Genomic DNA, 12,599 nt, shown 5'->3' on the forward strand with positions numbered 1-12,599 from the left:
CATGGCCAAGAGACTGCTGCTCGGACTGCTCCTGATCGCAAGTTCTTATGGCGCCACCCCGCAGGCCCAGACGCGACCGGCGTCAGGAATCACATCTCCGGCGGCCGAGTTTGGCCACGCGTTTGGCGACGACTACTTCCTGGCCACCTACCGGCAGATCGAGGCGTATTGGCGGAAGCTCGACCGCGAGTCGGACCGGATGGTTCTTGAGGACATCGGCAAGACGGCCGAGGGCCGCTCGCAACTGATGGCCATTGTCACCTCACCGGCCAATCACAAGAACCTCGCGCGCTACAAAGAGATCTCGCGTCGCCTGGCGTTGGCCGAAAACCTGACCGATGAACAGGCGCGCGCCCTCGCGAAGGAAGGCAAGGCCGTGGTCTGGATTGACGGCGGCCTGCACGCCACTGAGACACTCGGCGCACAGCAACTGGGCGAGATGGTCTACCAGATGGTCAGCCGCAATGACGAGGAAACGCTGCGGATACTGGACGACGTGATCATTTTGTTTGTGCATGCGAATCCGGACGGCAACGATCTTGTGGCCGACTGGTACATGCGGGCATCCGATCCCAACGAGCGCAGCCTGGCGAATCTGCCGCGGCTCTACCAGAAGTACATCGGACACGACAACAACCGCGACTTCTTCGCGTCCACGCAACCCGAAACCGAGAACATGAACCGCGTGCTCTATCACGAGTGGTTCCCGCAGATTCTCTACAACCACCATCAGAGCGGGCCGGCGGGCACCATTCTGTGGTCACCGCCGCTGCGCGATCCGTTCAACTACAACCAGGATCCGCTGCTGGTGCTCGGCCTGCAGACGGTCGGGCTTGCGCTGCACACGCGCCTGGCCGCTGAAGGCAAGCCGGGCGCGACCATGCGATCGGGTGGTCCGTACGACGGCTGGTGGAACGGCGGCATCCGCAACACCGCCGCGTTCCACAACACCATTGCGATCCTCACGGAGATGATCGGCAGCCCCACGCCGATGCGCGTGCCGCTCGTGATGGAGCGGCAGCTGCCCACCAGTGACCTGACGTTTCCCGTGGCGCCGCAGGAATGGAGATTCCGACAGTCGATCGACTATTCGGTAGCCTGTAACCGCGGCGTGCTCGACAGCGCATCACGGATGAAGGAAAACTATTTGTACAACCGCTACGTGATGGGGAAAAACTCGATCCAGCGCGGCAGTGAGGATTCGTGGACGCCGCGGCCTCACCGGTATGCGGATGTCGCGCGCGAATTCGCCTCGAGTCCGGCCGGGCGAGCGGCTGGTGCCGGCAGAGGTGGCGGACGCGGCGGCGCCTCGCCCGAGGCTGATGCAGCGCTCTGGGCCGCGCTCCGCAAGCCCGAATACCGCGACCCGCGCGGTTACATCCTGCCCTCGAACCAGCCGGACTTTCCGACGGCCGTCGAGTTCATCAATGCGCTGCGCGAGGTCGGCATCAAAGTGCATCGCGCGACATCGTCGTTCACGGTGGCCGGCAAAACGTATCCGCCAGGTTCCCTCGTCGTCATGACCAACCAGGCGTTTCGGCCGCACGTGATCGACATGTTCGAGCCCCAGGATCATCCCGACAATATTCCGTCTCCGGGCGCGCCGCCCACGCCGCCGTATGACAGCGCAGGATGGACGCTGGCGTACCAGACGGGCATCGAATTCGATCGCATCCTCGACGGATTCACCGGGCCGTTTGAAGAAGTCAAAGACTGGAACATCGCGTTTCTCAAGGGGACGATGCCGGCTTCCCTGGCCGGCGGATACCTGCTGAGCCGCGAGGTGCTTAATTCATTTGCCGCCGTGAATCAGTTGACCGCCGGAGGCGCCAGTGGCGTGTCAGTCACGACGGGGCCAGTGACGGTGGACGGCAAAGTGTTTCCTGCAGGCACGTTCCATGTGGCAGAGAGCCAGCGCACGAGATTGGAAGCAGTCCTCGGGCCCCTTGGGATGCACGCGGTGCCCTTCGGAATGAAGATGAACGTTCTGGCGCCAGTGCGCGCCCCACGCGTCGGACTGTGGGATCAATACGGCGGTTCGATGCCTGCCGGATGGACGCGCTGGATTCTGGAGCAGTTCACGTTCGACTTCACTCGAGTGTTCGCACCTCGGCTCGACGCGGGCAATCTCAACGCCGACTTCGACGTGCTGGTGTTTGTGTCCGGCGCCATTCCGGGAACCGGTGCCGGCGGAGGGCGCGCAGGCGGGGCGGGCCGCGGCGGTGCCGCAGGGCCGGCGCCAAACATCCCGGCAGAATACCGCGATCAAGTCGGAAGCATCTCGGCCCGCACCATTGCGCAGCTGCGCCAGTTTGTCGAAAACGGCGGTCGCATTGTGGCGATTGGCAGTTCGGCGACCAACCTCGCGCAACATCTCGGCCTTCCCATTGAAAACCACCTGACCGAGCCTGGAAGCGCGCCCGGCGCGCCGCCGCAAGCGCTGCCACGCACCAAGTACTACGTGCCCGGATCGGTGCTGGGAGCGCGAGTTGACACGACGAGTCCGCTGGCCGCCGGCATGAAGGAGCGAACCGACTTCTTCTTCGACAACAGTCCTGTCTGGAGACTGGCTCCCGACGCCGCCTCAAAGGGCGTGATGCCCGTCGCGTGGTTCGATTCGCCGGCGCCCCTGCGCAGCGGCTGGGCATGGGGCCAGGACTATCTCGACAAGGGCGTCATCGCGATAGACGCGCAGGTGGGCAAGGGGCGTGTGTTCCTCTTTGGCCCCGAAATCCTGATGCGCGCGCAGCCCCGTGGTACGTTCAAGTTCCTCTTCAACGCGATCTATTGGGGGCAGTGATGATTGTCAGGCGAGTCTTTCAGGCGGCCGTGGCCGGCGCGATCTGCGTTGCGTTGGGCGCGTGCGACCAGCCGAAGCCGCGCACCGACATCGCCGACCTCGGCTTCATCGTCAAGGACATGCACGGCACCGAGGTGAAGCTGTCGGACTATCGGGGCCGGCCGCTCATCGTGAATTTCTGGTTCGTCAATTGCCCGCCATGCCGCAAGGAAACGCCTGCGTTTGTGGACCTGGTGAAGAAGTACGGCGACAAGGGATTCACCGTGCTGGGTCTCTCGGTGCAGGATTCGCCGGAGGCGATGCGTGCGTTCGCTGAGGAGTTCAAGGTCAACTATCCGCTGTTCGAAGCTCAGGGCCGCGACGACATCACCGAGGCGTATCGTGCGACGTTTGCGTACCCCGTGTCGTGGTTCGTGAGGCGCGACGGCACGGTGTTCCTGAAACACCTGGGCACGGGCACTGCCGAGTGGTTCGAGACGCAGGTGCTGGCGATCCTGGATGAGAGTGTGCCCTGATGACCACACAAACCCTGCTGTCCTCCATCTTCGTCGCCATCGCATTTGCTGCGTGGCCGCTCATCGGGCGCCAGGCCCTGGTGTCAGGGGCCTGGATGGCGACCGTCGTGATGATTGGTTCGGCCATCTCGGTCACGCTGCTCTCGTCCACGCAACTGACTGGATGGCCCTCGACACGTGCCTTGTGGATTCTGGGGGCCGCGGCGATCGTGAACGGCCTGGCGGTGTTTGTCTATTCGGCGAGCGTGGCCAATCCGGCCGTGCCCGCCGGCCCATTTATCGTGGTGGTCTCAGTGCTGCAGGTGGCAGCCGTGCCATTTCTTGCCTGGGTCATGCCCGACGGCCAGGCGCCATCCCTGCGGCAGGCTGCGGGGTTTGCATTCGCTGCGGTCGCTGTCTACCTGCTCGCAAAGAACTGAACGGAGTCCTCTGTTGTCGCTTCCGGAAGTCATCCTGTTTTCCACTGCGATGCTCGCCATCGTCAATCCCCTGGGATCGGCGGTGCTGTTTGCGGCGCTGGCAGGGAAATTTGATCCGGGCATTCAGCGGCGCATGGCGAATTCGAGCGCGCTGGCGGTCCTCATCATCCTGCTGGTCTGCGCGTGGCTCGGCAACTCCATCCTCGGCTTGATGGGGTTGACGACGCCGATGTTGCAGGCGGCGGGCGGCATCATCCTGCTCAACTACGGCCTGCGAATGGTGACGGTGGAGGATGTGAAACTGACGCAGAGCGAACGCGACTCTGCCGGCGACATCAGCGAGGAACACTGGAAGGCGCTGGCCGTGGTACCGCTGGCGATTCCTGGAACCGTGGGCGCCGGCACGATCACCACGGTCATCATTCAGGCGAGCACGTTTGACAGTGCGCGCGACCTGCTGGTGATCTCTGGCGTGTCCCTGGGCATTGCGCTGTTGATGTGGATCACGTTCCACTCGGCCGGTCCCATCGCGCGCAGACTCGGCCCGATCGGAATGAACATCATCTCGCGCGTGATGGGCATTCTGGTGACCGCCACCGCCTTCGGCTTGCTGGGCAAGGGGGTCGGCGGCCTGTTGCCCGGTCTGGCAAAATAGCGAGAACGACCTCAGTGCCAAAACGACCTCTGACTGGCAAAACGACCTCTGAGGTAATTACCGACGACAATTGCCGGTAATTACCTCAGAGGTCGTTTTGGTTTCAGAGGTCGTTTTGTTTTGAGCCATTTTCGCCATTTTGATGTACCCAACGGCCCACCGCCGGCGGGTGTCTGGGTATCGTCGTCGGGGAGGTGTGCCTGGGATGCGCAGTCGGGTTGAGGCGGGATTCACACTCGTCGAGTTGCTGGTGGTGGTGGCCATCATCGGCATTCTGGCGGCCATTGCGGTGCCCAGCCTGTTGCGCGCGCGAATGTCAGGCAACGAGGTGTCCGCGGTCAGCGCCATGAGAGTCATCAACCTCAGCCAGCTGCAGTACACGTCGAGTTGTGGCAACGACGGATACGCCGTGTCGTTTCCAGCCCTGGCGGCTATCCCGCCTGGCGCGACACAGGCGTTCATTCCGGGCGAACTGGCGGCGCCAGTGCCACTCAAGGCGGGCTATACGTTTGCCCTCGCTGCTGGTGTGGGGGCGATAGCCGGCGTCGCCGACTGCAACGGCACGCCGACCCAGACGGCCTATTACGCCTCTGCGGTGCCCCAGCTATTTGGTTCTACGGGCGGGTGGTCGTACGCCACCAGCCAGGACAACACAGTCTGGCGCGCCTTCGCGGCCATCGCGCCGGCGGAGCCGTTCGGAGCGCCGGCCGTTCCGATTGGATGACACGAGCTCATTTGCTTCCCATGGCCTCATTCACGAGCGCGCGTGCGCGTGCCAGCAGCGCGTCGACGCCTGAAGCGTCTGAGCCTCCGGCCTCGGCGAAGTCCGGGCGGCCGCCGCCTTTCCCGCCGATGAGGGGCGCGAGGTCCTTGACCAACTGACCCGCTTTGACGCGGTCGGTGAGGTCTTTCGTCACCGCCACCAGCAGATGCACCTTGCCGTCGTTGTCGGCGGCAATGACGACCACGCCGCGCTTGAGCCGGTCCCTCAGCGAGTCGGCCAGGCCACGAAGCGCGCCCTTCTCAAGGCCGGTTACCCGCCGAGCCACGAACTGCGCGTCGCCAATCGACTCAAACCCCTCGTCGTCGCCCTTGCCACCGCCCCCGATGGCGAGCTTCATCTTGAGCTGCTCGTTCTCACGTGCCAGGCGCTTGGCGTCCGCCTGCAACCGCGCAACGGCGTCCGGCGCCTGGTCGGCTGGGACGTTCAGCAACTGCAGTGTGCGCGCGAGCACCGCCTGTGTGTGCTGCAGGTGCGCCACCGCGCCTGCGCCGGTCAGTGCTTCGATGCGTCGAACCCCGGCAGCCACGCCGGACTCTTCGGTGATGACAAACGGGCCGACGTCACCCGTGGCGCTCACATGGGTTCCGCCGCACAACTCCGTGCTGAAGCCTTCGATCCCGACTACACGAACCTTGTCGCCGTATTTTTCGCCGAACAGCGCCATGGCGCCGCCCTTGATCGCGTCGTCGGTGCTCTTCACTTCGGTCCTGACCGGCGTATTGCGGAAGACCTGCGCCGAAACGATGCGCTCCACGGTGGCGCGTTCATCGTCGTGCATCGCCGAGAAATGCGCGAAGTCGAAGCGAAGGCGGTCGGGCGCCACCAGCGAGCCGGCCTGCCGCACGTGCGTGCCCAGCGTCTGCCGCAGCGCGGCGTGCAACAGGTGCGTGGCCGTGTGGTTGCGCCTGATCGCGTCGCGGCGATCGCGGTCAACCACCGCGCGCACCTTGTCGCCCTTCTTCAACGAACCAGCCAGCACCACAATCCCATGCTTGCGCGGGCATCCCGTCGGCGCAGGTTCGACGCTGACGACGTCGGCGGCAAAGCCATCGGGGTTGAGCAGTTGCCCCGTGTCTGACTCCTGACCACCGGCATGGAGATAAAACGGGGTGCGGTCCAGGTGCACCCAGTACTCACCTCCGGGCGTGGCAGCATCGACTGGTTGATCGGGTTTCTCGGGGCTGTCTGATACCGCCAGAATCTCCAGCACTGTCGCCGACGGCTCCTCAAGTGCTTCGTATCCCGTAAACGTCTCGGCGACAGACTTGAGGCGTGCGGTGACCTCCGCCGGGTACGCCGCCACACTTCCGCCCTTGAACTTGGTATTGGCGCGCGCGCGTTCCCGCTGGCCCTGCATGGCCGCGTCCACGGCCTCGCTGTTGATGGCCAGACCCCGCTGCTCGGCCAGGTCCTGTGCGAAGTCCAGCGGCACACCGAGCGAGTCGTAGAGCCGGAACACCTCGTCGCCGGGCACCACCGTGGCTCCCGATGCCTGCACTCGATCGAGCAGCGCCTCGAGTTTCGGCAACCCCGTCGTCAGCACCACCTCGAACCGTTCTTCCTCGGCTTTCACGGTCCTGATGATCGACTGCCGCTCGGTGTTCAGGAGCGGGTATGCGTTCCCCATCTCACCGATGACGGAATCAACGAGCGTGTGCAGCGTGGGTCCGGTGAACCCCAGCTTCTTGCCGTGGCGCATGGCGCGCCGCATGATCTTCCGCAGCACATATCCACGCCATTCATTCGACGGCACCACGCCATCACCGATCAGGAACGTCATTGCCCGCAGGTGATCGGCGATCACCCGCATCGACACGTCGGGGTGATCGGTCTCGGTGCTTGCGGTGTATGGCCGGCCCGCGCGCGCCGCGATGGCCGCGAGAATGGGCGTAAAGAGGTCCGTGTCGTAGTTGGAGAGGTGACCCTGGATCACCGCCGCGATACGTTCGAGCCCCATCCCCGTATCAATGGACGGTGCCGGCAGGGGTGTCAGCGTGCCTGAGCGATCCCGCTCGAACTCCATGAACACGTTGTTCCAGATCTCGACGTAACGCTGACAACTGCACTCGACACCGCGACAGACGGGCTCGGCACAGGGAATATCAGCGCCACGGAAATAGTGGATCTCCGAGCATCGTCCGCATGGACCGGTGTCGCCCATCTGCCAGAAGTTTTCCTCCAGGCCCAGTTCGGTGATGCGGCTTGCCGGCACAAAGGCCGTCCAGAGCTCAAATGCCTCGGCGTCGCGCGGAATACCGTCCGTCCCTTTGAAGATCGTGGGGAAGAGCCGGTCTTCGGGCAGGCCCCAGACCTGGGTCAGCAGATTCCAGGCCAGCGGAATGGCGTCGGCTTTGAAGTAGTCGCCGAACGAAAAGTTGCCCAGCATCTCGAAGAACGTGTGGTGGCGCAACGACGGCCCGACGTTGTCGAGGTCGTTGTGTTTGCCGCTCACACGCATGCACTTCTGGACGGTCGCGGCCCGCGTGTACGCACGCCGGTCCTTGCCCAGAAAGGCATCCTTGAACTGGTTCATTCCGGCGTTGGTGAAGAGCAGCGTCGGATCTTCCACGGGAACGAGCGACGAGGACGACACGACCTGGTGGCCGTGCGAGGCGAAATAATCGAGGAAACTCTGGCGGATTTCTCTGGCGGTCATGGCGACACGCCATTGTACAAGGTGCGTGGCGGCGGGGGCCGCTTTCTAAGCGTCCAGGTCAGAGCCGCGCGATCTGAGCGCACTGGCGATGAGATCGGCGGAGAAGCCACGGCGCATCAACTGGCCGAAGGTCCGGCGATGTTCGGCCGGGCTGAGACGGGCCGGCAGGCGCTTGCGCTCAAGGAACCGGCGGATGGACGCCGTCTCGTCGGCCACGGGCAGGCCCGCCAGCACCTCGCGGATGATGCTGCGGTCCACTCCGCGTTGCTCGAGCTCCCGTTCGATGCGGTGCCGGCCCCGGCCTTTCAGGTTGGACGAGACCCGCACAAACGACTCGGCCACGCGGCGATCGTTGACGAACCCCTCATGCGCGAGGTCGGCAATGGCTGTTTCGACCTCGGGTTCCGGAAACTCCCGGTCCAGTAACTTCGTACGCAGTTCGGATGTGGTGTAGTCGCGCCGGGTCAACAGGCGCAACGCCGTCACTCGGGCCCGGCTCATGGGTGGCTCGCTATCGGCTGAACGACCGGCTGCCCGGTGTGATGCCGCGCAGGCGCATTCTGAACTCTTCCACGTTGGTGACCCAGTTGGCGGCTTCCTCCACCGACACCGCTCCGCTTTGCACGAGCGCGAAGATGGATTGGTCGAAGTTCTGCATCCCGTACGCGTGTTCCCCCGACGCGATGGCGCCGGCAATGAGCGACACCTTGTCGATGTCGGCGATGCAGTCACGGACGTACGGTGTGGTGACCAGCACTTCGGTGGCCAGGGCGCGGCCCTTGCCGTCGGCACGCGGCAGCAGGCGCTGAGAGATCGTGGCCCGCAGCACGCGCGCCAGCTGGTTGCGCACTTGCGGCTGCTTGTGTGCCTCAAAGACCGCCACGATACGGTTGACCGTTTCGGGCGCGTCCAGGGTGTGGAGCGTTGAGAGCACAAGGTGCCCGGTTTCTGCCGCGACCAGGGCGGTTTCGATGGTTTCCGGATCGCGCAACTCGCCAAGCAGGATGACGTCCGGGTCCTGTCGCAACGCGCTCAAGAGGCCCCTGGGGTACGACTCCACATCCAGCCCCACTTCACGCTGGCTGATCACGGCCATGATGTCTTCATGGATGAACTCGATGGGATCCTCGATGGTGAGGATGTGCATCGACCGCGTCTTGTTGATCTCAGCCACCAACGCCGCCAGTGTGGTGCTCTTGCCGCTGCCGGTGGCGCCGGTGATGAGCACCAGGCCGCGGGACTCGTGCACCAACGCCAGCACCGACGCGGGTAGTCCCAGATCTTCCAGCTTCGGCGGGTTGGAGGGTATCAACCGCAGGGAAATGGCCAGCGTCCCCTTCTGACGAAAGACGCTCGCGCGACAGCGACCCAGTCCCTCGAAGACAAGCGCGGCGTCCACTTCCTGCCTGCGCGTGAGCTTCTCCATCTGGTCGGCGGTCAGCAACTGCCGGGCCGCGCCTTCGATGTCTTCGTGGCTGACCAACGGAAACGTCGTCAGGCGCTCCAGCGTGCCGTGGACGCGGATCAGCGGAAATTGGTGGGCGCGCAGGTGGATGTCAGACGCCTGCCGGGCGACCGCGATGGCAACGAGAGGATCGACGGTCATCAATGGTGTGCTCAGCGCGCTGCGGCCACAGGCATGTCCACGTAGGTCAGCCACCCGTGACGGTCAGGGACAGCCCCATTAATGTAGTCGAAGAAAGCCTGCTGGATGGCCGTGGCAATGGGGCCCCGTTTACCGGAACCCACCGCGATCTTGTCGACCGAACGGATGGGGGTGATCTCGGCCGCGGTGCCGCAGAAGAAGACCTCGTCCGCCACGTACAACATTTCGCGCGGCAGGTCCTGCTCTTTGACCTCAAAGCCCATTTCCCCGGCGATCGTCATGATGGTGTCACGCGTAATTCCCGGCAGCACCGAGGCAGAGAGGGGCGGCGTGTAGACCACGTCTTTCCGGATCACGAACAGGTTCTGGCCGCTGCCTTCGCTCAGATTGCCGTCGGGATTGAGCGCGATGCCCTCGCTGTAGCCTTCAACCATGGCCTCCATCTTGATCAGGCCCGAGTTCGCGTAGTTGGCCACCGACTTGGCCATCGAAGGAAAAGTATTCGGTGCGCTCCGCGTCCAGGAACTCACGCGCACGTCCACGCCCGCTTCAAGCGCGTCGGGTCCGAGGTAGGCGCCCCATTCCCAGACCAGAATCAACGCTTCCACGGGGCAGGGCAACGGGTTCACGCCGAGCGCGTTGTAGCCGCGGTAGATCAGGGGACGGATGTAACAGGCCGCCAGGCCGTTGGCTTTGATCGTGTCGAGCACCGCGGTGGTCAGTTCGGCCTGATCGAGGTGATACGACATTCGGTAGATACGCGCCGAATCGTACAGGCGCCGCATGTGGTCGTCGAGGCGGAAGCACGCGGACCCTTTGGGAGTGTTGTAGCAACGGGCGCCTTCAAACACGCCGGACCCGTAATGAATGATGTGCGACGCCACATGCATCGTGGCATCAGCCCAATCCACCAGCGTGCCGTTCATCCATACCTTGCCGGTTCCGCTGAATGCCATGCTGGACTCCTCTATGACTCGGGTTGATTTTATCAGTACGATCTACTGCGTTTCACCACAAAAGGGGCACGACGTGCCGCGTGCAGGCAGCGGCTTCCGACACTGCCGACAGAACCGCGCCACTGGCGCATCGCGCGTGCGAAGGCGCGTGGGCGTGGGAGCGGACCGCATCGGTGCCGGTCGTGATTCCGCGCCTGCGCCGGCAGGGGCGGCGACGGTGGCCACCACCGGCGGCGGACGCCGCACCAGATCACGGCGGGCGCTCAACAGATCGTTAAGCAAATCGTCTGCCTGTTGATAACGCGTCCCCACGTCGGCCGACAGCGCTTTCATGACGATGTCGTCGATCGCTTTCGGGATGGCAGGATTGCGGGTGCGCATCGAGGTGACGAGTTCGCCGCGTTTGAGTCTGGGAATGTCGGAAGGGGCCGGCGTGTCGTAGGGCAATGTGCCCGTCAGCATCTGGTAGGCCGTCACGCCAATCGAATAGAGGTCCGACGCAAACACTGCGCGGCCATCGAACTGTTCGGGCGCCATGTAGGGCGGGCTCCCGATCACGGTGGTCCCGTGCGCGGCAAGTTCAATCACGCGAGCCGTTCCGAAGTCACCGACCTTGACCAGTCCCTTGTCGGTGACAAACACGTTGGCCGGTCGCAGGTCGCGATGCAGCACGTTGTGTTTGTGCGCGTGCTCCACTGCATTGCAGATCTGCGCCGTATAGTCGAGCGCGCGCATCATCTCGAGCGGGCCACCCTCGATGATGATCGTCTCCAGCGTATCGCCCGGGACGTACTCCATGACGATGAAAAACACGTTGTCCTGTTTTTCCGCCGTGATCACGGTGACGATGTTCGGATGCCCGAGCGACGCGAGCAGGCGCGGCTCTTTCAGGAGTTCGCCGAAGTCCAGATTCTGGCGATGGGGCACCTTGAGTGCCACCCGTTTGTCGATCCAGGTGTCTTCCGCCAGGTAGACGGTGGCGAATCCGCCACTCCCGAGGGGCTCGATGACCTTGTACTTGCCGAGCGTCTGGCCGCGAAACACCATTTCCGAGGTTCAGAATACCACCGCGCTGTCTGCAATAGCGCTATTGAGGATGGGAGCGCCTGGAAATTGAGGGTTGAGGATTGAGCGATTGAGGATCGGGATGTGACGGATTGCAGATGTGGGAGTGAGGATGGCAATTGTGGGGTTGGGGGATTGAGGAATTGTCGGATTGACGATGGTGCGATTTCGGGATGGACCGTGTCTGAAGTGTGGAGAGTGCGTGGGGAGCCCGCGTCCCCATCTCGCGATCGCGCCATCGGCAATCTAACGATCCCGCCATCCCTCAATCTAACGATCCCGCCATCCGCAATCTAACGATCCCGCCATCCCTCAATTGCCGATCGACAATCAGCCATCAGCCGTCCGTCCCATCCCGATCCTCAATCGCTCAATCCGCAATCCTCAATGGAGGCGCAGTACACTGTGGCGTGTCCTGTCCCCGCGTGTACTGGCCCATGGGCGAACCGCACGCTGGCGGCATCGAGCTGTCCGGTGATGAAGCGCATCGGATGCGCCACGTGCTGCGGGTTGCGCCTGGTGATGCGGTGGCGCTCTTTGATGGCCGAGGCCATGAATGGGCGGGCCGCGTGGGCGCGGTGACACGACAGGGCGTGGCCGTAGTGGACCTCCAGCCAATCACGCCGATCCCGGAGGCGCGTGTCCCGATCACGCTGGCGATTGGGGTGCTCAAGGGCGATCAGATGGATGCGGTGGTTCGAGACGCCACAATGATTGGCGTGTCAGCCATCCAGCCCCTGCGGACCTTGCATGTGACGGTGCCGCCGAAGGCCTGGCAGAGCGGCGCGGCGCGTGAGCGCTGGCAGCGTGTGGCGATTGCCTCGGCCACGCAATGCCGAAGGGCCGTGGTGCCCGAGGTATTGCCGGTGACCGATCTCGACGCGTGCCTGCGCGCACCGTCCGCGCTGCGCCTCATGTGCGCCGAACCGGCCCTCGGAACGCAGGCCGCCGATTGGCGGCCTGCGGCGCCGCCAGAGTCTGTGCTCGTGTTGATTGGTCCCGAGGGCGGGTGGGCGGCGGTGGAAGTGGAGCAGGCGGTTGCGGCCGGAGCGCGGCTCCTCAGTCTCGGGCCGCGCACCCTGCGCGCCGAAACCGCGCCTGTGGTGGCTCTGACCCTCGTCTCGTCGGCCTGGGGCTGGTAGC

At 64.1% G+C, this 12,599-nt stretch carries 11 protein-coding genes; 6 read left to right on the forward strand and 5 right to left on the reverse strand.

The window, feature by feature from the left end:
- The first annotated feature begins 1 nt into the window (after nucleotide 1).
- From IPL75_10540 to IPL75_10560, 5 genes are all read left to right on the forward strand, one after another.
- On the forward strand, nucleotides 2-2,800 hold the full coding sequence (locus IPL75_10540; protein ID MBK9240679.1) for a peptidase: 2,799 nt from the start codon (nucleotides 2-4) through the stop codon (nucleotides 2,798-2,800).
- Nucleotides 2,800-3,315, forward strand: a complete 516-nt coding sequence (locus tag IPL75_10545) for a TlpA family protein disulfide reductase (GenBank protein MBK9240680.1) — start codon at nucleotides 2,800-2,802, stop codon at nucleotides 3,313-3,315. Before IPL75_10540 ends, IPL75_10545 begins: the two co-directional genes overlap by 1 nt.
- Nucleotides 3,315-3,734 (forward strand): hypothetical protein, encoded by a 420-nt coding sequence (locus tag IPL75_10550; GenBank protein ID MBK9240681.1) that lies wholly within the window; start codon nucleotides 3,315-3,317, stop codon nucleotides 3,732-3,734. Before IPL75_10545 ends, IPL75_10550 begins: the two co-directional genes overlap by 1 nt.
- A gap of 13 nt (nucleotides 3,735-3,747) precedes the next feature.
- On the forward strand, nucleotides 3,748-4,389 hold the full coding sequence (locus tag IPL75_10555; GenBank protein ID MBK9240682.1) for a MarC family protein: 642 nt from the start codon (nucleotides 3,748-3,750) through the stop codon (nucleotides 4,387-4,389).
- A 205-nt stretch (nucleotides 4,390-4,594) separates the two neighbouring features.
- Nucleotides 4,595-5,113 (forward strand): type II secretion system protein, encoded by a 519-nt coding sequence (locus tag IPL75_10560; protein ID MBK9240683.1) that lies wholly within the window; start codon nucleotides 4,595-4,597, stop codon nucleotides 5,111-5,113.
- 7 nt (nucleotides 5,114-5,120) lie between these two features.
- Here IPL75_10560 and alaS read toward each other — a convergent pair whose 3' ends face one another.
- The 5 genes from alaS to IPL75_10585 are packed head-to-tail and all read right to left on the reverse strand — an operon-like array spanning nucleotide 5,121 to nucleotide 11,438.
- Nucleotides 5,121-7,829: an alanine--tRNA ligase gene (alaS, locus tag IPL75_10565; GenBank protein MBK9240684.1), complete on the reverse strand. Its 2,709-nt coding sequence runs from the start codon at nucleotides 7,827-7,829 to the stop codon at nucleotides 5,121-5,123.
- Nucleotides 7,830-7,874: 45 nt separating this feature from the next.
- Nucleotides 7,875-8,330, reverse strand: a complete 456-nt coding sequence (locus IPL75_10570) for a regulatory protein RecX (GenBank protein MBK9240685.1) — start codon at nucleotides 8,328-8,330, stop codon at nucleotides 7,875-7,877.
- A gap of 10 nt (nucleotides 8,331-8,340) precedes the next feature.
- A complete protein-coding gene (locus tag IPL75_10575) occupies nucleotides 8,341-9,435 on the reverse strand; it encodes a PilT/PilU family type 4a pilus ATPase (protein ID MBK9240686.1) in 1,095 nt (364 codons plus the stop codon).
- An 11-nt stretch (nucleotides 9,436-9,446) separates the two neighbouring features.
- Nucleotides 9,447-10,391 carry a branched-chain amino acid transaminase gene (locus IPL75_10580; GenBank protein MBK9240687.1) on the reverse strand — a complete coding sequence of 315 codons (945 nt, stop codon included), beginning with the start codon at nucleotides 10,389-10,391 and terminating at the stop codon, nucleotides 9,447-9,449.
- A gap of 42 nt (nucleotides 10,392-10,433) precedes the next feature.
- On the reverse strand, nucleotides 10,434-11,438 hold the full coding sequence (locus IPL75_10585; GenBank protein MBK9240688.1) for a serine/threonine protein kinase: 1,005 nt from the start codon (nucleotides 11,436-11,438) through the stop codon (nucleotides 10,434-10,436).
- 428 nt (nucleotides 11,439-11,866) lie between these two features.
- On the opposite strand from IPL75_10585, the gene IPL75_10590 reads away from it, so the two are divergent.
- Entirely contained in the window at nucleotides 11,867-12,598 is a 732-nt protein-coding gene (locus tag IPL75_10590; GenBank protein MBK9240689.1) for a 16S rRNA (uracil(1498)-N(3))-methyltransferase, read from the forward strand.
- The last annotated feature ends 1 nt before the right edge of the window (nucleotide 12,599 follow it).

The sequence above is a fragment of the Acidobacteriota bacterium genome (assembly GCA_016716905.1).
GTDB lineage: Bacteria > Acidobacteriota > Vicinamibacteria > Vicinamibacterales > SCN-69-37 > SYFT01.